General features: G+C 51.7%; 22 protein-coding genes. 17 read left to right on the top strand and 5 right to left on the bottom strand.

All coding sequences use genetic code 11. The features are described 5' to 3' along the window. Window positions 1-260: 260 nt before the first annotated feature. Complete coding sequence (locus C173_RS29860; RefSeq protein WP_036732255.1) at window positions 261-1,214, bottom strand: sugar kinase; 954 nt, start codon at window positions 1,212-1,214, stop codon at window positions 261-263. A 409-nt stretch (window positions 1,215-1,623) separates the two neighbouring features. Here C173_RS29860 and C173_RS29855 point away from each other — a divergent pair, with 409 nt between their 5' ends. From C173_RS29855 to holA, 5 genes are all read left to right on the top strand, one after another. Beyond that, window positions 1,624-2,265 (top strand): bifunctional 2-keto-4-hydroxyglutarate aldolase/2-keto-3-deoxy-6-phosphogluconate aldolase, encoded by a 642-nt coding sequence (locus tag C173_RS29855; protein WP_036732253.1) that lies wholly within the window; start codon window positions 1,624-1,626, stop codon window positions 2,263-2,265. A gap of 168 nt (window positions 2,266-2,433) precedes the next feature. After that, the gene (locus tag C173_RS29850; protein ID WP_036732251.1) at window positions 2,434-2,694 is read left to right on the top strand and encodes a hypothetical protein; all 261 of its coding nucleotides are present in this window, start codon (window positions 2,434-2,436) and stop codon (window positions 2,692-2,694) included. Between the two features lie 193 nt (window positions 2,695-2,887). After that, window positions 2,888-3,439 carry an RNA polymerase sigma factor gene (locus tag C173_RS29845; protein WP_036690462.1) on the top strand — a complete coding sequence of 184 codons (552 nt, stop codon included), beginning with the start codon at window positions 2,888-2,890 and terminating at the stop codon, window positions 3,437-3,439. After that, complete coding sequence (locus C173_RS29840) at window positions 3,436-4,692, top strand: anti-sigma factor family protein (protein ID WP_036732249.1); 1,257 nt, start codon at window positions 3,436-3,438, stop codon at window positions 4,690-4,692. The genes C173_RS29845 and C173_RS29840 overlap by 4 nt, the downstream gene beginning before the upstream one ends. Window positions 4,693-5,004: 312 nt before the next feature. Continuing rightward, complete coding sequence (holA, locus tag C173_RS29835) at window positions 5,005-6,024, top strand: DNA polymerase III subunit delta (RefSeq protein WP_036732248.1); 1,020 nt, start codon at window positions 5,005-5,007, stop codon at window positions 6,022-6,024. A gap of 182 nt (window positions 6,025-6,206) precedes the next feature. On the opposite strand, the gene rpsT is transcribed toward holA, so the two are convergent. Further along, window positions 6,207-6,479: a 30S ribosomal protein S20 gene (gene rpsT, locus C173_RS29830; protein ID WP_036732246.1), complete on the bottom strand. Its 273-nt coding sequence runs from the start codon at window positions 6,477-6,479 to the stop codon at window positions 6,207-6,209. A gap of 180 nt (window positions 6,480-6,659) precedes the next feature. Here rpsT and gpr point away from each other — a divergent pair, with 180 nt between their 5' ends. The 6 genes from gpr (at window position 6,660) to C173_RS29800 (ending at window position 13,701) form a co-directional block, all read left to right on the top strand. Next, window positions 6,660-7,670 carry a GPR endopeptidase gene (gpr, locus tag C173_RS29825; RefSeq protein WP_036732245.1) on the top strand — a complete coding sequence of 337 codons (1,011 nt, stop codon included), beginning with the start codon at window positions 6,660-6,662 and terminating at the stop codon, window positions 7,668-7,670. 194 nt (window positions 7,671-7,864) lie between these two features. Beyond that, a complete protein-coding gene (gene spoIIP / locus C173_RS29820; RefSeq protein ID WP_036732244.1) occupies window positions 7,865-9,238 on the top strand; it encodes a stage II sporulation protein P in 1,374 nt (457 codons plus the stop codon). A 30-nt stretch (window positions 9,239-9,268) separates the two neighbouring features. Beyond that, window positions 9,269-9,766, top strand: a complete 498-nt coding sequence (locus C173_RS33215; protein ID WP_051478637.1) for a hypothetical protein — start codon at window positions 9,269-9,271, stop codon at window positions 9,764-9,766. Between the two features lie 211 nt (window positions 9,767-9,977). Next, a complete protein-coding gene (gene lepA, locus C173_RS29810; protein ID WP_036732242.1) occupies window positions 9,978-11,789 on the top strand; it encodes a translation elongation factor 4 in 1,812 nt (603 codons plus the stop codon). 143 nt (window positions 11,790-11,932) lie between these two features. Further along, window positions 11,933-13,117 (top strand): radical SAM family heme chaperone HemW, encoded by a 1,185-nt coding sequence (gene hemW / locus C173_RS29805; protein ID WP_036732240.1) that lies wholly within the window; start codon window positions 11,933-11,935, stop codon window positions 13,115-13,117. Between the two features lie 74 nt (window positions 13,118-13,191). Next, a complete protein-coding gene (locus C173_RS29800) occupies window positions 13,192-13,701 on the top strand; it encodes an N-acetyltransferase (protein ID WP_155991690.1) in 510 nt (169 codons plus the stop codon). 100 nt (window positions 13,702-13,801) lie between these two features. Here the strand turns inward: C173_RS29800 and C173_RS29795 are convergent, their stop codons facing one another. Continuing rightward, window positions 13,802-14,518, bottom strand: coding sequence for a hypothetical protein (locus C173_RS29795; protein ID WP_036732238.1), 717 nt, complete (start codon window positions 14,516-14,518; stop codon window positions 13,802-13,804). A 211-nt stretch (window positions 14,519-14,729) separates the two neighbouring features. Here C173_RS29795 and hrcA point away from each other — a divergent pair, with 211 nt between their 5' ends. From hrcA to C173_RS29770, 5 genes are all read left to right on the top strand, one after another. Next, window positions 14,730-15,761, top strand: coding sequence for a heat-inducible transcriptional repressor HrcA (hrcA, locus tag C173_RS29790; RefSeq protein WP_036732236.1), 1,032 nt, complete (start codon window positions 14,730-14,732; stop codon window positions 15,759-15,761). A gap of 49 nt (window positions 15,762-15,810) precedes the next feature. Then, window positions 15,811-16,398 (top strand): nucleotide exchange factor GrpE, encoded by a 588-nt coding sequence (gene grpE, locus C173_RS29785; RefSeq protein ID WP_036732234.1) that lies wholly within the window; start codon window positions 15,811-15,813, stop codon window positions 16,396-16,398. Window positions 16,399-16,471: 73 nt separating this feature from the next. Beyond that, a complete protein-coding gene (gene dnaK / locus C173_RS29780; protein WP_036732232.1) occupies window positions 16,472-18,319 on the top strand; it encodes a molecular chaperone DnaK in 1,848 nt (615 codons plus the stop codon). A 118-nt stretch (window positions 18,320-18,437) separates the two neighbouring features. Continuing rightward, window positions 18,438-19,565, top strand: a complete 1,128-nt coding sequence (dnaJ, locus tag C173_RS29775; protein ID WP_036732230.1) for a molecular chaperone DnaJ — start codon at window positions 18,438-18,440, stop codon at window positions 19,563-19,565. Window positions 19,566-19,660: 95 nt separating this feature from the next. Further along, a complete protein-coding gene (locus C173_RS29770) occupies window positions 19,661-20,068 on the top strand; it encodes a hypothetical protein (protein WP_036732228.1) in 408 nt (135 codons plus the stop codon). Window positions 20,069-20,161: 93 nt separating this feature from the next. On the opposite strand, the gene C173_RS29765 is transcribed toward C173_RS29770, so the two are convergent. Then, window positions 20,162-20,473: a hypothetical protein gene (locus C173_RS29765; protein ID WP_036732226.1), complete on the bottom strand. Its 312-nt coding sequence runs from the start codon at window positions 20,471-20,473 to the stop codon at window positions 20,162-20,164. Between the two features lie 477 nt (window positions 20,474-20,950). Between C173_RS29765 and C173_RS34400 the strand changes: the two genes are divergently transcribed. Beyond that, window positions 20,951-21,118, top strand: a complete 168-nt coding sequence (locus tag C173_RS34400; protein ID WP_155991689.1) for a hypothetical protein — start codon at window positions 20,951-20,953, stop codon at window positions 21,116-21,118. A 67-nt stretch (window positions 21,119-21,185) separates the two neighbouring features. Here the strand turns inward: C173_RS34400 and C173_RS35575 are convergent, their stop codons facing one another. Continuing rightward, entirely contained in the window at window positions 21,186-25,223 is a 4,038-nt protein-coding gene (locus tag C173_RS35575; protein ID WP_327196507.1) for a S8 family serine peptidase, read from the bottom strand. Window positions 25,224-25,823 lie beyond the last annotated feature (600 nt).

The following is a 25,823-nucleotide window of genomic DNA, read 5'->3' as shown; positions in this document are numbered from 1 at the left end:
ACTTTGCCGCGCGAACTGCTGGGAATGACGACTTGCTGGTTCGCAGGAACAATGCTCGGATGAAACTGACTTATCGTAACTGAGCTGTAACTGAGCCATAACCATGCTGTACTACCTGCAATTCAGACACACCTCTCTCACGCTACATATACAAAAGGGTGTCCCAGCCGTCTGTCGGCTCAGGGACACCCTTTTTGCTGTGCTAATGTGTGTTCATGCTGAAGCCTGGCGCTGCCGGCAGCAGAGCACCTGCTCTTTGGCTATACGCCTGCCCTCATGAACTCCTCCAGCGCGTCGCGGGTCGGCAGTCCGTCCATATCGCCAGGCGACATCACGGCGAGTGCGCCGATCGCATTGCCGCGCTTCACGGCTTCTGCTACGCTGAGCTTCTCCAGCATAGCGCTGATCACCCCAACCGCGAAGCCGTCTCCGGCACCGACCGTATCGACAACCTGCTCGACCTTGAAACCGTCCACATAACCCTCTTCACCAGCGGACGTCTTGTAGTAAGCGCCCTCAGGACCGAGCTTGATTACGACAAGGGATACGCCGCGCTCCAGATAGTACCCGGCAATCTCCTCCGGAGTGTCAAGACCGGTGAGGATCTTGCCTTCTCCGTGTCCGGGCAGGAACCAGTCGCAACGGGTAGCCAGGTCGTTGATCGTATTAACCATAGTCTCCGTGTCCGGCCACAGGGTCGGGCGCAGATTCGGGTCCAGTGATACGGTCTTGCCGCGCTGCTTCATGAACTCCATGGCATGCAGCGAGAACTCGTGACACGAAGCCGAGAGTGCGGAAGAGATGCTGGTCACATGCAGATGGCCTGCGGAAGCGAAGTAATCTTCATCGAAGTCGGCGAGACTCAGCTTGGAGGCGGCGGAATTTTTGCGGAAATACTCCACCTTGGGATCTCCAGTGAGTACCTTGGATTTGATCAGCATGCCCGTGGAGAATTCCTTGGTCGTTGTGATGCTCGCGGTATCGATCTTCTCCTTGTTCAGCGCCGAGGTGATGAACTGGCCAAAGTTGTCTTCGCCAAGCTTGGTCACATAACCGGTCAGATGCTCCAGGCGTGATAATCCGGTGGCTACATTACTCTCCGCACCTGCCAGCGCCTTGGAGAAGGTAGTGACCTCATGCAGGGGGCCGGCTTCATTGGCGTAGAACATGGCCATCGGCTCCCCGAAGGTGACTGCATCCAGCTTTTTATTCATGAATAGTTCCTCCTAAAAGTTTTGATAGCATACACTCCTTGCGTCTTCTTCGCAAAACTCGCTTCGGAAGCATAGCAGGGGTATAATTAGATCCTAGTTTATGGTTTGGAATAGAATATAAGTTGAAATTATCACATAAAACGGTTTTGTACAATATAGCAATGCTCATTCTGAGGGCTTATTTTGTATAGGAAACAGGGGAAGACATTCGTTTTCCCTTGATACATAAGCGTTTTTGAATATTTTCGAAGGATTGATAACGCTTCCTGAATAAATATATATTGACTGTTAGCGGCAATGTTATTACTATTTTCTTAGAAGGATAAAGCCTGATGTTAGTAAAATAGATAAATTAGTTTATCTAAATTATTATTCTTATGAATATATAACCAGAGAGGAAGTAACAATCATGAAGAAAATTAAAGTATTACAGAATATCACCTCTGTTGGCGTAGTAGCCGTTATCCGCGCGGATAATGCCGATGATGCTTATGCCATGTCGGTGGCTTGTATCGAGGGCGGACTGAATAATATTGAAGTTACCTTCACGACTCCGGGAGCCGAAGTAGCGATTAAGCGCTTGGTGGAAGAATACGGGGGCCGCGCCGTGATTGGTGCCGGTACTGTGCTTGATCCGCTGACGGCAAGAATAGCTATTCTAGCTGGTTCGGAATTTGTGGTCAGCCCGTCTTTTGAAGAGGATACTGCTAAGATGTGTAATCTGTACGGCATTCCTTACATGCCGGGCTGCATGACGCTGAATGAGATGAAGGAAGCCCTGAAGCTGGGTGTGGATGTGCTGAAGCTGTTCCCTGGCAGTGCGTTCGGACCGGACTATGTCAAGGCGGTTAAGGGGCCAATGCCGCATGTCAACATTATGCCTACCGGCGGCGTGGATCTGAACAATATGGAGAAATGGATCAAGAACGGCTGCATCGCTGTCGGCATCGGCGGCAACCTGACCGCACCGGCCAAGGAAGGCCGCTATGACCAGATCACAGAGCTGGCTGCTCAGTATGTAGCGAAGTTCAAGGAGATTCAAGGCAAGTAAAATACATGTACAACAGAAATGTCTTGCCCCTATGGGGCAGGGCATTTTTTTGTTGAATGTAGATATGCCTAAATGATGGAATTGCTGCCGCTTCGGGCAATACTTATAATAGAGGCAGAGTGCAGAGGCGCCTGCGGACATTGAGAAGTATACCTGAAAGGTGATGCCATGACTGGCGACGATCTTCGCAGCAAGCTGTACCCGACACTGGTAGTGGAAGAAGCCGATTATGTGGAGATTCGAACTGCAGTCCACGGCTGCAGGGTGAGCGCGGGAGCCATCTATAAACTGTATCGTAACTATAATCATCCGCAACTTTTTGAGCAGGGGGAAGTATATGTGCTTGATGATGACTCCAGGGAGAATTATGCTGTGCTCCTGGTGTGCGCAACTACATTATATACATTAGAGGAGCCGTCTCGGTCGTAGCGTAAGTCAGGTACGGGACGGTCTGCTTCTCATGTCATTTCTGTAACCAACTTCTATGAAAAGAGTATTTGAATGATAGCAGCATCCCTTGTATGCTTAGTAGGGATTGTGGACTACAAAATAATCATTACAGGCTTGCAACAAATTCGCAGTCTTGCGCGTCAGTAAGATTGCATAGAGAGGGGGAACCTTCGTGGTGGAGCAGGGACTCATCAGAGCCGCTCAAGCGGGCGATCGCGACGCTCTAATCACCCTATTGCGAGAAATTGAAGGGCATGTATATAAGACGGCCTTCTACATTCTGCATAATGAACAGGATGCTCTGGATGCCTCCCAGGAAGCGTTGATCCGGGTGTACACCAAGATCGGCTCCTATGAGGAGAAGGCGCAGTTCAAAACATGGGTTCAGCGAATAGTAACCAACATATGTATAGACAAATTCCGGAGAACGAAGCCTACCGTTTCTATCGATGAACACGAAATGGTGTTCCAGGATAAAAAACATAACGTAGAGCGCGAAGTGATGTCGGGTTATCTGGCGGAGGATATCCGCGAGGCCATCGACCAGCTTCCGGAGCATCACCGGACGGTAATCGTGCTTCGCTATTTACAGGATTTTTCTTACAACGAGATTGCAGACTGTCTGGATCTGCCTCTGAACACGGTCAAATCGTACCTGTTCCGGGCGCGGCAGCAGCTGCAGAATAGACTTCAGGAGTATCAGAAAGGTGGTGTGTCAGGATGAAGTGCGCGGAGGTGATGGAATGGATGCACCGCTATTTAGATAATGATCTCAGTCAGGAAGAAATGCTTGAAATGTTCCGTCATATCGACGATTGTCCTTCCTGCGCGGAAGTCTTGGACCGGCTGACGCTGCTCTCCCAGCAGCTGGAGCAGCTTCCCGACGTGAAGCCCCCCTTCAGTCTGGTTGACTCTATCCTGCCTCAGCTTGAACAGCTGGACCGCGGTGTCCCGGAAGAGCCTGCCGTAATGGAGCCGGAAGATCCGAAGGTTATTCCCTTCTCCCGTTCAAATAACCGGGGCAAGAAGTCTAAGGGCCCTTCACTGGCTGCGCGGACAGGCATTGGTGCTGCGGCGGCAGCGGTGATTCTGCTCATCGCCGTATTCAATATGCCGAAGAGTCTGCCAGGCGCAGACTTGGATATGTCATCCCAATTAATGAGCGGCGGAGCGGCGAACTCCAGCATGAGTACGGAGAGCAGTGCAGACGCCCCGCAGGCGGACGGACAGAATAACAGCGGCGGCAGCAGTGAGCTGCGAAAGATGGATCAGGCCACGCCTAGTGAATCTGCAGACGTTAATTTGAAATCTGCACCGCCTGCTCCCAGTGAGGGTGCTGATCAACCAGCCGCAGCCGGCGGTGGTATGCCTTCAGACAAGGTGCCTGCGGTAAGCGAAGCTCCGATCAGCAACCGCGCCGCTACTTCGCCTCCGGCGGACCGCCCCAAGAGCACCAAGGAAGCGGATAGCCGGTCGGCAGAGCCCCAAAGCACGACGTCGAGTGCGCCAACACAAGAGAATATAGCGGATGATAAGGCGGCTGCGGGAGATGCACGGATAGCGCCGACTCCAGCCGCTAACGAGGCAGGAGCCATGCTGATGGTCGCAGATTCCTCGTGGACTTCACCCGACGGGCAGCATATGGCTGAGATGACTGGCCAGCATGTTGTAATCTATAGCTTAACCGCAGAAGGAGAAGAACAACAACGGACAGTATTAACTTCGCTTCCTTTGGAGGGGAACTGGGTCTCCGGTGTGTGGTCGGAAGACGGCACCCAGTTCACTTATGTGCTACAGCTTGAGGACGGTACGCAGACGACGAAGGTATACACGGTTCCGGCAGAGAGCGCAACACCTGCTCCATCCGCTTCTCCGGCTCCTGCCAACTCTTCAGCGCCTACCGCTTCTCCGGCGGCGTCTGCTTCACCGGTCACCAGCCCGGCTATTACCCCGGACGCGGCAACGTCCGATAAATAACCGGAACGTTCTTCCGGCCTGCGGAATATGCTAAGGCAAGAGGACATGAATTACAGGCTATGCGAGTATCATCGGTATGACCGGCGGCCGGGAGAGTTTCTAGAGCTGCTCCCTCCGTCGTTTATATAGATGCGCCGCTGAAACGGAGTAACTTTGGCCCTGGCTGCCGAGGTTGCTCCGTTTTGGCTTGCGCCCCGGTCAGGACAAAGTCATAATGGTGATACCTATGTTTTCAGCCGATTTTTTGTTAAAATGTACGAATGTATGTGTCTGATACGGACCAGGCAAGTAAATGAAAAAGGAAGTGGCGGGATGGATGCCAAAACGGCGGCCAAAGACATCAAGCAAGGAAAGGTCTCTCCGCTGTACCTGCTGTACGGCAGTGAGAAGTTCCGGATGAATGAATTCGCGGCCATGCTGGAGGAACACCTGATCCCCAAAGAAGACCGCGATTTCGCGGTGATCCCGTTCGATCTCTCCGAAACTCCGGTTCAGGCGGTCATTGAAGAGGCGGAGACGGTTCCGTTCATGGTAGAACGCAAGCTCCTGCTGGTGCGGGATGCGGCTCTGTTCACGGCAGGCAAGGAGAAGGCGAAGCTGGAACATAACGTGGAGATGCTGAGCGAATATATGCAGCACCCTGCCGAGTTCAGTGTGATTGTATTTATGGTGAACGGCGACAAGCTGGATGAACGTAAAAAAATTGTTAAAAGCATCAAGACCGCCGGCACCGTGCTGGCCTTCAATCCCCTGGGTGCGGAGGAGCTGCTGCGCTGGGTGGAGAAGGGCTTCCGCGAACGCGGCTGCTCCCTTGCGCCGGGGACAGCGGAGGTTCTGATTGCAAGCAGCGGAACCGGACTCCAGGGTCTGTCTGCAGAGATGGACAAGCTGTGTCTGTTCGCCGGTACTGGCGGGCGGGTGGATGCGGCAGCGGTGGAGAGTCTGGTCCACCGGGGAACAGAGCAGAACATCTTCACGCTGGTCGAGGATATCGCGAATCTGCGCCTGGACAAGGCACTGAATACGCTCTATGAGCTGCTCAAGCAGCGGGAGGAGCCGATCAAGATCGCTTCGCTGATTGCCCGGCAGTTCAGAATCATCCTGCAGGTCAAGGATCTGTCAGCCCTTAGCTATTCGCAGGGACAGATTGCCTCCCAGCTCGGACTGCATCCGTATGCAGTGAAGCTTGCCGGAGAGCAGGCTCATAAGTTCGGAAGCCAGCGGCTGCGGCAGATCCTGAGTATTCTGGCGGATCTGGACTATCAGATGAAGACGGGAGCTGTTGATAAGGTGCTGGGGCTGGAGATGTTCATGCTGCGCCTTGGAGCCTGAATAGAGCGGCCTTACATGGAACGAATCAAAGAGCCTGTCCACCCGCGTGTATCATGGGATGGACAGGCTCTTTGATTGTACAGTGGAGTTCAATGAAGGAAGTTAACGAGCATAAAAAAACCTAACCGTATGCAGCATAGCGGTCAGGTTCTTCAGTGCTCGTTATGATTGTCGCCCTTGGCTTAGGCTTGAGCCTTGAGAGCGTTCAATTTCTTAGCCAAGCGGGATTTTTTGCGGGCAGCCGCATTTTTATGAACCAGGCCTTTAGTTACAGCCTTGTCCAGCTTTTTGGAAGCCGCTTGGAAAGCAGCCTGAGCTACTTCAACTTCCGTACCAGTCACTGCTACATCAGCAGTTTTCACAGCTGTACGAAGAGCGGACTTCTGGGAAGCGTTCAGTGCACGGCGTTTCTCGATCGTCTTGACGCGTTTTATCGCGGATTTGATATTTGGCATTGCATTCACCTCCTGAAAGACATTCGAAATCAACAAATGATTCACAACTTAAAATAGTTTAGCATGAAGGGTAGCAAAAAGCAAGATAAAAAGCTTTGTAATTCCCTTAGAGCGGTTTGTATAAACAGAGGCTTTCTCTCGCACACTATCAGCAATATGCAAAAGGAGGCTGAACTAAGAATGGAACTGGATCTTCAGCTGTATTCGGTACGTACGGACTTGGCAGTGGAAGCGAAGGAAATGGCAGAGCGGCACGCCAATACGCCGATCCCGGGTGTCAATGAGGAAGTGGAAGAAGCGGACGGCATCAAGGTCACGAGACTTGCTGTAGCAGATCTTGCCGGTTCTCAGGCGATTGGACGCGCTATCGGCAATTACGTGACCCTGGAGGTGCCTGGGCTGCGCGGAGGGGACACCGGGCTGCAGCAGAAGGTCTCCACAGTGTTTGCCCGGGAATTCGAGCACTTTCTGGATGAAATCGGCATTGACCGCGATTCCAAGGTCCTTATCGTAGGCTTGGGCAACTGGAATGTGACGCCCGACTCGCTCGGCCCGCTGGTCGTTGAGAATGCGCTGATTACCCGCCAGTTCTATGAGCTGGTGCCCGACCAGATTTCGCCCGGGTACCGGAATGTCAGTGCTATTGCTCCCGGAGTGCTCGGCCTGACGGGGATTGAATCCAGCGAAGTGGTACAGGGGATTGTGGACCGCACCAGCCCGGATGTCATTATAGCTATTGATGCGCTGGCCTCCCGTTCACTGGAGAGAATCAATACCACCATCCAGATTGCGGACATCGGCATTCATCCGGGCTCAGGGATCGGGAACAAGCGCAGAGGGCTGACCAAGGAGGTGCTGGGCGTGCCCTGCATCGCCATCGGCGTCCCGACGGTCTGCTATGCTTCCACCATCGTCAACAATGTGCTGGAGATGATGCGAACCCATTTCGGGCAGATGGCGGACGGCGGTGCTCACACCAAAGAAATTATGGGTCTCCTTGACGATATATCTGAGCAGGAGCGTCTCGCCCTGGTGAAGGAAGTGCTTGAGCCGCTGGGGCATGACCTGATTGTGACCCCCAAAGAGATCGATGAATTCATTGAAGAGATCGCCAACATTGTGGCAAGCGGACTGAATGCTGCACTCCATGAAGCGGTAGATCCGGGCAATGTCGGAGCTTACACTCACTGATCTGTCACTTATCACCTCGCCCGCACCGTCTGCTATAATGCAGAACTGGTGGCGGGCTTTTTGCAATGCTGCCGCTTCACTTCTCTATCTATTGCTCCCTGCTATCTCTCATTCTGTGGTTCTAGCACAACCCTTCCGCTCATAGATTTGGAGTATGAGAGATTACAGAGGGCTTAGAGGAGGACATAACAATCATGAACAGAAAATGGTTTCAGCTATGGAATATAGGGCGGCTGCGCGGACGGCTGATGGATATTCTGTCGCTGGGAAGGACGATGCTGCTGCTGGCCGGAGGTTCGCTTGTGTTGTTCATGCTGCTTGGAGCTGGCGGATTGGCCGGGCAGAAGCTGAATTCTTCGCCCATTCCTTCCATGAAAGGTCTGGCGGCTTCGCTCTCCAGTGGATTCTTCATGGAGCTGCTGGGCATGGAGGTCCCCCATCTGCCGAAGGGCGAGGAGCCTTCAGCCTTCTCCGGGGACAAGGTGACCTCCTTCGTATTCCGGCTGCTTACCAGTGTTGATCCTGGTGATCCCAAGAGTCTGGTCTCCCGTGAGATGCCCGGACTTGCTGCCGATGATCCCTTCCTGCTGCGGCAAGGCTCAGGGGGAAGTACAGGAGCACCGGCCGATTATCATCCGGGGGGCGATGAACTGGCCACCGGGGAAGATCCCGGAGCAGGGGGCGATCCTGGAGCCCCGCCGGATTCAGGGAACGGTACTGAGGCTGGTAATGGCCATGACAGCCCGGGGGAAGGCATGGTAGAGCCCGAGGCTTCGCCTGTCCCTGACCCGTCCGGTACAGAACCTGACGAGGGCTACTCCGGAAGCGGAGATGCGGAGAATGGCACAGGAGATACTTCGGTTAAGCGTATTCTCGTTTATCATTCCCATCCCCGGGAGGCCTATAATCCGCTGCTTGGCGCACAGAGCGACAACCCCAGCTCGGCAGTCCCTTCCAAGAATGTCATGCTGGTAGGCTCCTATATTGCCAAGAGGCTGGAAGAGCGGGGGATCGGAACTGTCCATGCCCAGGAGGACTATGCTACAGAGGTACCGGGCTACAACTGGAACTTCTCTTATAAATATTCACGTATGACTGTGAAATCGGCCATGGCCTCCAATCAGAACATGAGTGAGCTGATTGATATTCACCGTGATTCGCAGCGGCACGGCAAAACAACAGCCTTGATTAACGGGAAAAATTATGCCCAGGTATATTTTATTTTGGGGCATGCGAATAAAAACTGGAAACAAAACGAGGCCTTCGCCAATAAAATCCATCAGCTGCTGGAGAAAAATTATCCTGGAATTTCACGCGGGATATGGGGGAAATCGTCCGGAAACGGGAATAATGGGGAATATAACCAGACGTTGTCCCCGAACAGTGTGCTGATTGAGGTAGGCGGAATTGACAACAGCGCCGATGAGCTGAAGCGGACGGCGAATATTCTGGCGGATGCCATCGCTGATGTGTACTGGAGCAGCCGGGATGCCGAGAAGGCAGCTGCGCCAGATCAGGGCAGTACGCAATCTGGAGGCACCGGGGCAGAGACATCAACAGGTTCCTGAACGGATTATAGCTGAAAAGGAGCGGAGAATATGACACGGTTCGGTAAAAAGCTGGTAATGGTCGGAATATGGGCGGGCGTGGGGCTGCTGATCGGACTGCAGTTCGGCGGCGGCGGTTCGGGAGTCTCCGGTATACTGCCGGACTGGAGTAAGCCAGCCGGGAGCAGCGCGCCTGGACAGAACGTTACGGCCGGAACTGCGTACGTTCCGGCTGCCAGTACAGCCCCGGGCGGCCAGGCTTATGTATATGTGCCCGTGACTATTGATCCCGTAACGGGCGCTTACACCATGCTGCCCATGAAGCAGCCGGTTGCAGGTACACAGGCGCAGACGGCTGGCGGCACGGGCAGCCTCCCGCAGCAGGAGGTGAAGGACTACTCTGCGCTCAGTCCTGAGCAGATTCTGATCCCGGAGGAGCAGAAGCCGACTGTGGATGTGCTGGCGGATAAGACCGCTGGCCTGCTCCAGCAGGCTTCGCAGAAGGGCATCCGCTGGGTGGTCTCCCTCTTCGACTCGTCGGAGGAGTGAGCAGGAGCTGGGCTGGAACGAGGTTTAGCACAAAAGCGGCTGCGGATGATGGAAGTCCGCACTCGTTTTTGTGTTTTTTTGCAGGATTCACCCTGCGATTGCAGAGGGTTCAGGCGGTTTCTTTCTTTTCCAGCGTCCGGCGGGATTGATGGGTGAAGCCCGTACTGTTATAATAAGTGGATTAACATTAGGCTGTCTGTGGGGGTAAGGAATGACTGACGTTCAGAAACGACAACAACAAATTCGCAATTTTTCGATTATTGCACATATAGACCATGGCAAATCGACATTGGCTGACCGCATTCTGGAGTATACGGGTGCGCTGACTTCGCGTGAAATGCAGGAGCAGGTTCTGGATCAGATGGATCTGGAGCGCGAGCGGGGCATCACCATCAAGCTGCAGGCCGTACGCCTGACGTACCGTGCCGATGACGGCCAGGAATATTATTTGAATCTGATTGACACACCGGGGCATGTCGATTTCACCTATGAGGTATCCCGCAGTCTGGCTGCCTGTGAAGGCGCTCTTCTGGTAGTGGATGCAGCCCAGGGGATTGAGGCCCAGACGCTGGCCAACGTGTATCTGGCGCTTGACAACAATCTGGAGATTCTTCCGGTACTCAACAAGATCGATCTTCCGAATGCAGATCCTGAACGGGTGAAGCAGGAGATTGAGGATGTCATCGGGCTGGATGCCAGCGAAGCCGTTCTGGCTTCCGCTAAGGCAGGCATTGGCATCAAGGAGATTCTGGAGCAGGTCGTGAAGCAGGTTCCGGCGCCGACTGGAAACTCGGAAGAACCGCTTAAGGCGCTGATCTTCGACTCCCATTATGACCCGTACAAGGGCGTAATCGTCTATGTCCGCGTAATGGACGGCAGTATCCGTGCCGGTTCCAAGATCAGAATGATGGCCACTGATAAAACCTTTGAGGTTATTGAGGTGGGGGCATTCATGCCGCGTATGACCATTGTACCCGAGCTGAACATCGGCGATGTCGGCTTCATTGTGGCCGGGATTAAGCATGTGGGCGACACTCGTGTCGGTGATACCGTGACGGATGCCAAGCGTCCGACTGCTGAGCCGCTGCCGGGTTACCGCAGAATTAATCCGATGGTCTATTGCGGTCTCTATCCGATTGAGACCTCTGATTATAATGACCTTCGTGAAGCGCTGGAGAAGCTGCAGCTGAACGATGCTTCCCTGAGCTTCGAGCCGGAGAGCTCCAGCGCCCTTGGCTTTGGCTTCCGGTGCGGCTTCCTGGGGCTGCTGCATATGGAGATTATTCAGGAGCGGATCGAACGCGAGTTCAATCTGCCGCTGATTACTACCGCGCCGAGCGTTATTTACCGCATTAAGCTGACGAACGGGGAGACCATTCAGATCGACAATCCGTCGCATTATCCGGAGATCGGGACGATTGACTTCATCGAAGAGCCGTATGTCAAAGCAGCCATTATCGTGCCTAACGACTTCGTGGGAACCGTTATGGAGCTGTGCCAGAACAAACGCGGCGAATTCGTCAACATGGAGTATCTGGACAGCAACCGTGTAACCATTACGTACGAGATTCCGTTGTCCGAGATCGTCTACGACTTCTTCGACCAGTTGAAATCCGGCACGAAGGGTTATGCATCCTACGATTACGAGATCTCCGGTTACCGCCAGTCCAATCTCGTGAAGATGGATATCCTGCTGAACAATGAGCAGGTCGATGCACTGTCCTTCATCGTTCACCGCGACCGCGCCTACAACCGCGGCCGGGTCATCTGTGAGAAGCTGCGCGGTATTATCCCCCGCCAGATGTTCGAGGTGCCGATTCAGGCTTCCGTCGGCACGAAGGTGGTTGCGCGTGAGACCGTTAAGGCCATGCGCAAGAACGTATTAGCCAAATGCTACGGCGGCGATATCTCGCGTAAGCGGAAGCTGCTGGAGAAGCAGAAGGAAGGGAAGAAGCGCATGAAGCAGGTCGGCAGCGTCGAGGTGCCGCAGGAAGCGTTCATGGCCGTGCTTCAGATTGAGTAGCAGCATATAAGCTCCCCCGGAGCTTTCGGTTTATCGCAGAAACGGGTGCCGTCCTACGCAGGGCGGTGCAGCCGTTTCTTCTTGCTTTTTAGCAGCAGGTAGTGTGGCAGGCCTGTATATTAATAGAACAAAGGAGACAGCTAATGAATACAGCTACGAGCACTGCACACCATGGCCGTCCCCCTGAGGCCGTATATATTCACATCCCGTTCTGCACCAATAAATGCTTCTATTGTGATTTCAACTCTTACGTGCTGAAGGACCAGCCGGTGATGGACTATCTCCATGCGCTTGACCGCGAGATGGAGCTGACCGTGCAGCACACGCCTCCGGGTGTGATCAAGACGATTTTTGTCGGCGGGGGTACGCCTACTGTCCTCAAGCCTGATGAGATGGCTTATTTCCTGGAATCGGTCCGCAGGCATTTTCCGCAGTGGGACGAGAATATTGAGTTCTCTATGGAAGCTAACCCCGGAACTACCGATATTGATAAGCTCAGAGTCATGAAGGAAGGCGGCGTCAACCGGGTCAGCTTCGGGGTGCAGGCGTTCCAGAATGAGCTGCTGAGCGGAATCGGCCGGATTCATGATGTGAATGACGTATACCGCAGTCTGGAGAATGCCCGTGCGGTCGGGCTTAATAACCTGTCGCTGGATCTGATGTTCGGCCTGCCGAACCAGACGGTGGATATGCTTAGAGAGAGTATCGACAAGGCGCTGGCGCTGGACCTTCCGCATTATTCCATCTACAGCCTGAAGGTGGAGGAGAACACGCTGTTCCACACTCTGTTCAACAAGAACAAGCTTCCGCTGCCGAATGAAGAGGATGAGCTGGCGATGTACCTGCTGCTTATGTCTACCATGGAGGCTGCGGGGTATACGCAATATGAGATCAGTAATTTTGCCAAGCCGGGGCTGGAGAGCCGCCACAACATCACGTACTGGCGCAACGAGGATTATTACGGTCTGGGCGCAGGGGCGCACGGATATGTGGGCCGGCAGCGGCACATGAATATCAAGGGCGTGAACCCGTATAACGAGGCTTCGCGCAGCGGGCTGCCGCGTCTGGACAGCTTTGAGATCTCCGAGCAGGAGGCGATGGAGGATTTCATGATGGTTGGCCTGCGGATGCGCGAAGGGGTGTCGGATGCGGCGTTCCGCTCACAATTCGGAAAGCCGCTGGAGGCTGTTTTTGCAGGGCCGCTGCATAAAATGCTGAAGGCCGGGCTGCTGGAGCAGGCCGGGGACACCTATCGCCTGAGCAAGCAGGGAATCCTGTTCGGCAACGATGTTTTCGGGGAATTTGTCGGTGCTTTGACAGAGGTTTAATTTTGAAATACCTCTTGAATTGTAATTCACCTTGTTGTATATTTATTCATATTAACAACAAGGGGTGAGTCAAGGTGCTTGTCAAAACGGATCATTTCCAAGAGGCTTCTCCAGCAGGAGAGCAGCAAGTGATATGCAGAAATGCTACGGTGGAGGATGTAGAGCCGCTGTATCTGATGATAGAGGAGTATGCCAGGCAGGGGATTATGCTGCCCCGTTCAAGGCAAGCACTGACCCGCCAGATCGACCAGTTCGTGATCGCTGAGATCGGCGGCAAGTTTGTCGGCTGCGGTTCCTTGTTCCGGCTCGGAAGTGATCTTGTGGAGGTCCGTTCGATTGGCCTGAATGATGCAGGCAAGGGCAAAGGTGTAGGAACGATGATCCTGGAGAAGCTGGTTGAAGAAGCGAGACGCCAGCAGATTCCGAAGATTATGGCACTGACCTATGCTGTAGACTTCTTCCTTAAGAACGGCTTCGATGTGGTGCAGAAGGAGATTTTCCCCGAGAAGGTCTGGACCGATTGTGTGAACTGCAAGAAGCAGCATGCCTGCGACGAGATCGCCGTGCTGAAGAGACTGGACTAATCCGGCGGGCTCTAGCCCCCGGTAAACTATATAATAAGAAACCACTGTTCACCTGGAAGCTGATGCTTCAGGGTGACAGTGGTTTTTTGCAGATACCGGTTTATTGTGCGTAGATAAGCTTGCGCTGTTGCTCCACCAGTTCGGCAAGCTCCGGTGTAGCATATGCGGAAGGGTTAAAGGAAGGGGACAGTGTATTATAAGTAATTCCGATGCTGGACCCGTCCGTCATCTCAATCTCCAGCCAGTATTTGTCTCCTACCCAGCCCTTGGTCTGCTTGTACAGCTGCTCGAACGGGAGGTATTCCAGCTTGGGGAATTCGCGGATGAATACGGCGTTGGCCTCCGGGGTAAAGTCCATGAGGTCAGAACCGTCATTGCCGCTCACAAAACGGACAGTTTGTATTTTTCCCTCGATATCCAGCAGATCGTTAAGGGTGTTGGCGTCAGGGTTGTTGCGTGCTTCATACAGCCGGTCTCCCGCCCAGAGTCTCGCCGATGTCTTATAGCCTTCTACCTCGTAGAGCGGTGTGCCTGTCTTAAGAGTTGTCGCATCTCCATCCTGCAGCCCAGCGCGTGGACACTCCTGCTCGGATTTGCTGTATGTGATTTTGCCGATCTCCTTGCCTTTGCCCAGTGGGGCGGGGTCAGGACCGGTATCATCGTAGTACATGACGCTGTCCCATTGCAGGATGGATGCATAATCCGCATCCACACCGATGCACTTGACCGGTAAGATTTTACCAGTACAGCCCGTAAGTGCTAATGCAGTTAAGAGGCCTGCGATTATAGCCCATAATGCTGTTTTCTTGAAACGCATTTTTATCACTCCCTGAGTATTGGACGGCATTGTCCGGGAAATGGTTGCGGTGAAATATACAAAATCTTGCTTTGACTAAAATAGGCGCAATCAAGTTGCTGAACTCACTTGACAATGCCGAGGTCAGTTTGGTATTTTTGTATTAGTGGTTAGCACTCATCTCACTAGAGTGCTAACGAATCGGAGCCACAGCCGGATAGGAGGGAATAACATGTTAACTGAACGCCAGAGAATGATACTGAATGCCATTGTCGATGACTATATTTCTTCCGCTGAGCCGGTAGGCTCGCGCAGTATCTCGAAACGCGGGGATGTGGGCTACAGTCCAGCCACGATCCGCAACGAAATGGCCGATCTGGAGGATCTGGGTTATCTGGAGCAACCTCATACGTCGGCAGGGAGAATCCCGTCCCATAAGGGCTACCGCTATTATGTGGATCATCTGGTACCGTGGAATTCCGCCGAAACGGCCGAACTGGGCACGATCCGCGCTTTTTTCGCCGAGAAGCTGAATGCTACAGAGCAGGTTATCCAACATGCGGCAATGATCCTGTCCAATATGACGAATTATACTTCCATCCTGCTGGGACCGGAGGTTTTTCATACTTCATTGCGCCATTTCCAGCTGCTCCCGCTCGATGACAAGACCGCTGTGGCGATTATCGTTACCAGCACCGGGCAGGTAGAGAACCGGACCGTGAGTCTTCCCCCGGAGATATCTGTCTCCGAGATGGAGAAGGTCGTGAATCTGCTGAACAGCAAGCTGGTCAATGTACCGCTCTACAAGCTGAAGAGTCAGCTCTATTCCGAGCTGGGCGAAGAAATGCAGCGCCACATCTCCCATTATGAAGAATTAATGCAGGTGCTGGATAAGGCGCTGGAAAGCGACCATGATCAGCGGATTTACTTAAGCGGAGCCACGAATATGCTGACCCAGCCGGAGTTCAAGGACGTCGACAAGGTGAAGACGATTCTCGATCTGCTGGAGGAGACGCCTACGCTGCTCAAGATGCTCACCCCGGCCAGCAGCGAAGCAGGAATGCAGGTGCGCATTGGTACAGAGAATAAGCATGAGGCTTTTGCCAACTGCAGTTTGATTACCGCCACTTATTCACTGGACGGCAAGCCGCTGGGGAGCATCGGCATCCTGGGTCCGACCCGTATGGAGTACGCACGTGTAATGGGTATTCTGGGGATTTTGTCCCGGGATTTGACAGCGATGCTGGCACACTGGTATAAGTGAACAGAGTGTACTAGTCCATCGCGAATGATACTAAGGAGGTGAAGACAACTTGAAAGAGGAAGAGGTTCAGGAAATGAATGAGAAGAATGACCCCTCGATGAATGACAATCTTGCGGCTGAAGAGACTGATACCACAGCAGACAGCGGCTCATTCACGGCTGAAGAGGCCGGCGAGGCGGCTTCAGGCAATGAGGAATACAGAAAGCTGCAGGAGCTTGCAGATGAACATCAGGCGCGTACCTTGCGTGTGCAGGCTGATTTCGATAACTTCCGCCGCCGGACCCAGAAAGAAAAGGAAGAGCTGGCGCAGTACGCAACATCTAAGCTCGTAACTGAGCTGCTCCCGGTAATGGATAACTTTGAACGCGCACTGGCGACTCCTGCAGCAGGTGCAGACGCTGAAGCGTTCATCAAAGGCGTGAATATGATTTTCCGTCAGCTGGAGGGAGTCCTTAAGACTGAAGGGCTTACAGCTATGGAAGTGGTAGGGCAGCCTTTTAACCCTGAATATCATCAGGCGATCATGCAGGTGGAGAGCGAGGAGTACGAGGAAGGCATCGTGACGGAAGAGGTCCAGAAGGGCTATCTCCTGAAGGATAAGGTTCTTCGTCCGGCCATGGTCAAAGTCAGCATGTAGATCTGTTCTATATAAGATAATAAATATGGATGAAGCCCCGGGCTTCACATTATTTCTGAGGAGGCACATTACTGTGAGTAAAGTTATCGGTATTGACTTAGGAACCACGAACTCTTGCGTTGCCGTTATGGAAGGCGGCGAAGCCGTCGTTATCCCGAATCCGGAAGGCGCGCGTACAACCCCATCGGTTGTAGGCTTCAAGAAGGACGGCGAGCGCATCGTTGGTGAAACGGCAAAACGCCAGGCCATTACGAACCCGGACCGTACCATCGCTTCGATCAAGCGCCACATGGGTACAGGCCACAAAGAAAGCATTGACGGCAAAGACTATTCTGCACAGGAAATCTCGGCAATGATTCTTCAGAAGCTGAAATCCGATGCTGAAGCCTATCTGGGCCAGCCTGTAACTCAGGCGGTTATTACAGTTCCTGCTTATTTCAATGACAGCCAGCGTCAGGCTACTAAGGATGCAGGCAAAATCGCCGGCCTTGAAGTGCTGCGTATCGTTAACGAGCCAACAGCAGCAGCTCTTGCTTACGGTCTGGAGAAATCGGAAGATCACACGATCCTGGTCTATGACCTTGGCGGCGGTACCTTCGACGTATCCATCCTTGAACTGGGCGACGGCTTCTTTGAAGTGAAGGCTACCAGCGGTGACAACCGTCTGGGCGGAGATGATTTTGACCAACTGGTGATGGATTACCTCGTAGCTGAATTCAAGAAAGAGCAGGGCATTGACCTGAGCAAGGACAAGGCTGCTGTTCAACGTCTGAAGGATGCTGCAGAAAAAGCAAAGAAAGAGCTGTCCGGCGTACTTACAACTACAGTATCGCTTCCGTTCATCACGGTAGTTGACGGAGTGCCTCAGCACTTGGAGATCAACCTGACCCGTGCCAAGTTCGACGAGCTGACTGCAAGCCTGGTTGAGCGCACGCTGGGACCTACACGTCAAGCGCTGAAAGATGCCGGAATGACCCCTGCGGATCTGAACAGAATCGTACTGGTCGGCGGCTCCACCCGTATTCCTGCCGTACAGGATGCGATCAAGAAGCTTACCGGCAAAGAGCCTCACAAGGGCGTTAACCCGGATGAAGTAGTAGCCCTGGGTGCTGCTGTTCAAGCGGGCGTACTGACTGGTGATGTAAAAGACGTAGTTCTGCTCGACGTCACTCCGCTGTCCCTCGGTATTGAAACTGCAGGCGGCGTGTTCACGAAGATGATTGAGCGCAACACTACGATCCCTACAAGCAAATCGCAGGTGTTCTCGACCTTCGCAGACAGCCAGCCTAGCGTGGAAATCCACGTATTGCAGGGTGAACGCGAGATGGCGAACGGCAACAAGACACTGGGACGCTTCATGCTGAACGAGATTCCACCGGCACCGCGCGGCGTACCTCAGATCGAGGTTACCTTCGACATCGATGCCAACGGTATCGTTAACGTCTCTGCTACAGATAAAGGCACCAACAAAAGCCAGAAGATCACCATCACTTCTTCCAGCGGTCTGAGCGACGCAGAAGTGGAACAGATGATGAAGGATGCCGAGCTGCACGCTGAGGAAGACCGCAAGCGTAAAGAACTGGTCGAAGCCAAGAACGGTGCTGACCAGCTCGTATACTCCACAGATAAAGTAATTAAGGATCTGGGTGACAAGGTCGATGCTTCCGAGATCGACAAAGCGAATGAAGCCAAGGACAAGGTGAAGGCTGCACTTGAAACCGACAACCTGGAAGAAATCACTGCCGCTACAGAGGCGCTGAATGAGATTGTGCAACAGTTGTCCGTGAAGCTGTATGAGCAGGCTGCACAGGAGCAGCAGGGCGCTGAAGCGGGCCAGGATGCTTCTGAAGGCAATGCCAAGAAGGATAACGTGGTAGATGCGGATTACGAAGTGGTTGACGATGAGAAGAATCAAGGGTAACCTTAGACGATAAGTTCTATGGTGGTGAGAGGGAAGGTCAAGACCGGGGCATCCCGGGTTTTGGCTTTCCTTTTACCTTGTAAATGGGGAGAATTAACGATGTACGGAGGTGAAAGCAGTGGCAGATAAACGTGATTATTATGAGGTTCTGGGCCTCGGAAGAGATGCTTCAGAAGAAGAAGTGAAGAAGGCCTACCGCAAGCTGGCGCGCCAGTACCATCCCGATGTGAATAAGGCCAGTGATGCTGAGGCCAAGTTCAAAGAGGTTAAGGAAGCCTATGATGTCCTGAGTGACGGGCAACAGCGTGCGCGGTATGACCAATATGGGCATATTGACCCTAATCAGGGAATGGGCGGCGGCTTTGGCGGCGGTGGCGGAGATTTCGGCGGTCTTGGTGATATCTTCGATATGTTCTTCGGCGGAGGCGGTGGACGGCGTGATCCGAATGCCCCACAGCGCGGCGGCGATTTGCAGTATACGATGACCATTGAGTTCAAGGAAGCGGTGTTCGGCAAAGAGACCGATATTACCATTCCGCGCACGGAGACCTGCGATACCTGCTTCGGCTCCGGAGCCAAGCCGGGTACGAAGCCGGAGACCTGTTCCGTCTGCCACGGCAGCGGACAGCAGGAATTCGTGCAGAATACACCGCTTGGACAGATGCGTAACCGCCGTCCCTGCTCCCATTGCAGCGGCACAGGCAAAATCATCAAAGAGAAATGCACCACCTGCGCAGGCCAGGGCAAGGTAAAGAGACAGCGCAAGATCCATGTGCGTATCCCTGCCGGTGTCGATGACGGCGCGCAGCTGCGCATGACCGGTGAAGGCGAAGGCGGCACACGCGGCGGCCCGGCCGGAGACCTGTACATTGTGATTCGCGTGAAGAATCATGATTTCTTCGAGCGCGAGAACAACGATATTATGTGCGAGGTTCCCTTGACGTTCGCTCAGGCGGCACTGGGTGACGAGATTGAGATCCCAACGCTGACCGAGAAGGTGAAGCTCAAGATCCCGGCAGGCACCCAGACCGGTACCTTCTTCCGCCTCAAAGGCAAAGGGGTTCCTCATCTGCGCGGCAACGGCGTCGGCGACCAGCATGTCCGCGTCATCGTAGTCACACCTAGCAAGCTCAGCGATGAGCAGAAGGACCTGCTCCGCCAGTTCGCCTCCTACAATGGAGAGAACACGCATGAGCAGGAACAGTCGTTCTTCGACCGCGTGAAGCGGGCTTTTCGGGGAGACTGAAAGATAACGAATTTATAGCGTAGCAACTAGAGCAAGCCCCCAATCTTGGAAGAGGAGATTGGGGGCTTTTTGCTAATAACGAATAAGGAGGAGCTATGGATAAAAGAGTGGAAGAAATAATTGCTTCACTTGAAGCTATCAGCATTAAAATAGTGGTACCACTTAGAAAAAAAGTTATTAACAAAACAGCATTCAGTGAGCTTTTTGGATTAATGAGTGAATTGCAGAAATTACTTACTAATGAAAAATGGATACAGAAAGAATTAGTGGAAATCTTATTTCACATATATACCCAATTGGATGTGCAGGCTGGTTATGTTAAGGAGGAAAAAGTTAAAAATGAATTCACTGCTTATCTTACTAAAATGAGAAGCAAGATGAGAGAAATCTTTGGCAAGAGGGTGCAAGATACTGAGGAAATTTCAGTTCAAGAGCTTATAGATAATTCGGATTTTGCTAACTTACAAGAAATTATGGATGAATTTAAGAAGTTATACGAGTAGTTTTGTCTAATGTCTTCATATACAAAAGTAAAGCCCCTTCACTTCCCGTATGGGAAACGAAGGGGCTTTATCCTTAGTTTTATGTTTAACACTTTAACGCATTACTTCTTCTTTTTCGATTTCAATTATTTCTCCATCTGCAACTTTTCTATGTTCATAAAGTTCAAATGTACTTCCTACAAAAAGCAAATTTCCCGGTGCCTTCTCAGGAAACAAAAATTCTATATTACAGAGTGTTTCATAGTTATCATAGTTTGAAATAATATTTAGTACAACACTCCAATCCCGATCTGCCACATCATAATGAAAATGTGCAGCTGTTGAATAGTTTATTAAAGGAAACCTCTTTTTCCCACCTTGTTCCGTTGGAATCCAGCTAACTCTAGCTACCACCTTATTATCCATGTTATTTAATCACCTTTACCTTCCCAAACTAGTGTTTAGATCTTCTAGTCCATCAGAATTAAACAAGCGATTTCATTCCATAAAAGCGGTGAAGTATGTAGTGAAAAAACAGGGATAAGTGTATTCTGTACAACTAAAAACAGTGAAACGGATGGACATCCTCTTCTAATTGTATTTTGTGCAACTACATTTACCCGGGTGGACGAAAATCCAGGTATAGGGGCATTTTAATTGCACGAACTACATCTAAACGGAGATTAGGAGGCATATCGGACGATTTAGTTGTACGAATTGCAATTAAGCCTCCCCCTTGCCCCTAATCGGGGTGAGGTAACCACTCAGCAAACCATTAGTTAAAGTAATTTTCATACGTTTAGAGCTGACGAGCTACTAGGTTAAAACAATATACATAGATGTAGGATATTAAGATTTTAGCATAAAATGCTTCCTTTTCCTTATAACGAATAAGGAGGAGCTATGGATCAAAGAGTGGAAGAAATTATTGCTTCACTTGATGGGATTACCATTGAAATAGTAGTGCCGCTCAGAAAAAAAGTGATTAACGAAGCAGCACTCAGCGAGCTTTTTGGATTAATGGGTGAATTGCAGATATTACTTAATATCTACTGTCTTCATAAACAATAGTAAAGCCCCTCCACTTCCTATCCAGGAAGTGGAGGGGCTAAATGTGTTAATCTTTGCGCGGAGCGTTCTACTGAATCAATCCGCTCTTGCTCAGCAATTCATAGAGTGCAGCGGCTGCTGTCTCACGGGTTGCCGGAGCTGTTGGATTGAAGGCAATGCCCGTTTCGCTGGCGAAGATGCCGGCTTTGGTCAGGGCTTGCAGACTGTCCTTGGCGTAAGGAGCTACCTTAGCGCTATCGGAGTAGGTTGTGAACGAAGGATTGGCTACAGCCTTCAGTTCAGTGCCTGTCAGCTTCAGCGCTCTGTCCAGAATGACGGCGAGCTCCTGACGGGTTACTTTTTGCGTAGGTGCAAACTTGCCGTTGCCTATGCCCAGAATCAGACCAGACTTGGAGGCTGCGGCGACATCCTTGGCGTACCAGTCCGTTGTTTTCACATCGGAGAAGGTTACGCCAGCATCGGTACGCAGACCCAGTGCACGGGTTAAGAGTGCTGTGAACTCAGCGCGGGTCAGATTGTTCTGCGGCGCAAAAGTTGTTGCCGAGGTTCCCTGGATAATCAGTTTGTCGGCCAACGTCTGGATGGCAACCGCTGATTTGGAATTCGCGATGTCTGTGAAGGCTGCTGCCGGTTTGCTGACTGCTGCATACACGGAGAAGCCTGGACGGCTTACGGTCACAAGGGTTGTTCCATCGGCTTGCGGTGTGAAGACAGAAGCAACCGGGGTCACCAGTCCGTCTTTCTCAAACAGTACGCCTGCGGTCTTGGATTCAATCTTGCCAGGTACAGTAAAGGTGCGCTTGATGAACACGTTGGTTGGAACGTTCAAGTAAGTGCTGCCTGTAGCTGTAGTCCATGAAGCTTCATAGGATACCGGGGTTCCAATAACCTGGGCACCCGGAGTACCTGCAATCAGCTTGCTGGCTGCGTCTGGCTCTTGCTTAATTACTAGCTTCAAGCTCTGGCCTGCAGGGGAAGCGGCTAATAAGGATACCGGCAAGGCTACAGCAGATCCGCCAACATTCACGATAAGGGTGCTGCCTGCTTGAATGGCGGACAGTAATTTCACCTGATCAGCAGTCAGGCTCAGTTCAGCAGACTTATCTGAGATGCTGATCAGAGAGATAACAACGGCTGTCTTGACAGTAGCGGCTTTGGCCAGAGCGGCCTTCAGATCGCTGTCGCTCACGGTTACTGTCGTTACACCATCCTTCGATGCGGTTAGAGGTGTTACCGTTACTTGCTGAACGCCTTCTTCAACAAGGGACTTCACAGGTTCTGGAACCACCACAGGTGTTGGCGTAACTACTGTACCGCCACCTCCACCACCGCCGCCGCCATTGTTTCCACTGTCAGAGACAGTGATAAAGCGGAATGAGGTGTAGGTACTGTAGTATTCATCATTGTTATAGTCAATCTTGATCGGTTTGGTGTTATCTTTGGCTTTAATGCCGATAACCTCAAGCTTGTAGACTCCATCGGTCAGACCGGCCACCGCAGGGTTGCCGTAAGCATCCAAGATTGGATCACCATTGTGGTCATATGGGTGATAGGTGGATGATACAACCGTGCTATAGTTCCCAGGCTCGAAGAACTTATCCGGCGCACCGGTCGTGGATACCTGGAAGGAGCCTTTCTTGATATCATCCAAGCCAATCAGATTCACTTCATAGTAGTTAATATCTTTTGCTTTCAGCTTGTAGTTCAGAATAGCACTTGAATTGGTGTAGACGATCGGCTGGCTCAGTGCAGCTTCCTGAATGCCTGTGCCCCAATCAGGTTGTTCGGTCGTCTTATCTACATTGATTGCAAACGGCAAGTGCAGAGTTGGCTGTCCTGCTGCTTCCAGGACGACATTACCTTGCAGCATTTGCGGCACGGTATCAGCAGCGACGGTAACCTTCAGGTTGAACGTGGAGGCACCTTTTGCGGCGGCAGTTACCGATGATTTGTCGAGCGTCGCAGATACATGCTTGGGATCACCATAATTCCATTCCACGGAAGCAGAATAGGTAAGCGCAGTATCGCTCATATTCTTTAATTGCAGCACTTGGCTAGCTTCAGAACCGGGAAGCAGGGTGCCAAAGCTTGTAGACGGATTGTAGTTGATTACATTCTGCGGGATAAAGTTCTTGTCCAGAATAGAGATCGGCTCTATCGATTGCAGCAGGGCCGGAGTGATGATGGCATTTTCTACATTGGCGCGACCAGGACCTTGAAGATAGAAATCTTCAGGCGCATCCTGGTAGAACACAGGATCTGCTGTGTTGGCCAGAGCGGCACGAATGTCTAATGGTGTATAAGTTGGATGTGCCTGCTTGATCAGCAGTGCCAAGCCTGCTACATGCGGTGTTGCCATACTTGTACCACTAATACGATTGTATGCTTTGGAATAATCAGTTCCTGGATGACCTTTGCCATAAGCAGGCCACGTAGACAGCACTCCGTCACCAGGAGCTACGATGTCCGGCTTAATGCTTAATTTACCGTCGAAGTTCGGTCCTAGTGAGGAGAAGCTGGTCACTTCATCGCCGGCGGTCATATCCATCGGATATTCGGAGCTGAAAGTAAAGTAAGCAGGTTTGTTGCCGTTAGCAACAATGGCTCTGGCTAAAGCGCGGCCTTGGGAGCCCTTCAGGTCCAGCGTAGGGATGTTGTCATATCCATCGCCAAGGTTGGAACCGATAAAGTCAGAACGGTCAGTATAGCTCTCTTCCAGAATAGCTACTTTCTTACCGTCTACTGTCTGGAAATTACCATTGAAGATCACAATAGCTTTGGCACCGTGAGCTTTGGCATTAGCAATCTTGTCTACAAAGGCTAGATCGCCACGGGATACCAGAACAACAGTTTTCTCACCGAAATTTCCTTCCGGGTAATCTTCATTTGCGCCTAAATTAGCGTAGAACACTTTAACCGGCTCTGTTCCAATAATATCGGCAAAGTCTGTTTGACCCAATTCATAGGCCATGACATGGAACGGATTATAGGTGTCATAAGTCACTGAAGTGACTGAACCCGTAATCTCTGCCTTGAACTCACCGGAGAACGCTTTGATAGGGCTATTAACGGCACCTACCGAAATTCCGAGTTGGGAGGCAGCAGGAGAACCCATGGAGAAATAACCTGCTTCTCCGTTGTTCCCATTAGCGATTACAGCAGTTACTCCAGAGAGAACCGCATTATTAATCGCGATGGAATCTGGGGAATTCACATCCTTCTCGGAATCGGAGCCGAGCGACAGGTTGATGACATCCATGCCGTCCTTGACCGCACGTTCAATTCCGTCAATGACTTGAGCGGAAGATCCGGAGGAAGTGTTCGGCTTATCAATATTACGGCCCAATACTTTGTAGACATACAGGTCAGCCCCGGGAGCTACGCCCTTCTGCGCAATATCGCCGGTTGCTGCATACTGACCGATGATGGTGCCGGCTACATGCGTACCGTGGTAAGTTCCCGCATAGCCTACGCCATACTCGGTATCTTCTTCAGGAGTCAGCGGAACTTCTTCATAAGGATCATTATCCTGATAGAAGGAGTCATAGCCGCCCTTATAAGCCGGGGCAATATCCGGGTGCGTATAGTCCACACCGGTATCAATTACACCGACCTTCAGTCCGGCCCCGGTGAGGCCTTGGTCAGCCGCCCAATCGGCATGAATCTGCTTCAGGGGAGCATTGTCGTTTCTGTAAGTCACTTCGGTCACTGTCTGATCAGGGAGAGCATACCAGGTGCTGTTCGGATAAATGGAAGACACGCCGGAAATCTTCGCCAGCTCAGGGATTTTGTCAGCCGGAACGGTGACTTCAAAGCCGTTCAGAATCGTGTCGTACTTGTAATTGACGGTCAGGTCAATCTTCTTGGCTTCAGCCTTATCCAGTACTTCTTCCTGTTGGCTGTTCACTGCAGCTTCAGTCGCTGTATTGGCGAGCGCTGTAATTCCTTGTCTGGCAGCATACTTGCCGACGGCAGCAGGCTGGCCGCTGAGCTGAACGATAACCCGGACAAGATTTGAGGATTTGGTGTTAATCTGTGGAGAAATATAAGGCTGATTCGCTGGAATCAAGGCTGGAAGATGATTGCCTGATACGGGTGTCTTCAAGCTGCTGGCGGCGAATGCCGCGCCTGGAATCATACTTGCAGCCACACCCAATGATAAAGTTAGTAATGATAGCTTACGAGGTAATTTTGTCCACTCCAAATGTAATCCCCTCCACAATATGATGTTGGTTCTGGCTTACATCTCTCCTGCTACAGACAGTAGCCGGATTCTCCTTTTCTATTAATCCGGTTTATTTCCGTCAAGATTACTAGGAAAAATATTAAGAAGATTTTACCACTGGTTATTTGTAAAATCTACACAAAATTTATAGAGTTTTGAGAATGTTTTCATTTCATGCGGAATGTTATATGACACAAATAGACTTTTAAAACTACTATGAAGAAATTAAAAGACAAAAAAATACAAAATAACAGAGAAAAAAACAATTATCGTCATGAATACTGACATGAATGATGGTTGGAAAAACAGGGCTGAAATTTAGAAGTGTGGCTTCTGGATAATGAAATCTGCGGACTACAGCGGGTGAAAATCCAGAACTTCGCTGGAGTCACAGCCAACCACCCTAAATGTATAAAATCATGTCCGGAAATCCAAAATAGCCAAGTAAGCTTGTACGTTATGGACACCAGGCAGAAAGCG

The sequence above is a fragment of the Paenibacillus sp. FSL R7-277 genome, from assembly GCF_000517965.1.
Classification (GTDB): Bacteria; Bacillota; Bacilli; order Paenibacillales; family Paenibacillaceae; genus Paenibacillus_AQ; species Paenibacillus_AQ silagei.
Note: the sequence above shows the minus strand (reverse complement) of the source record. Positions and strands in the feature narration are given on the sequence as shown.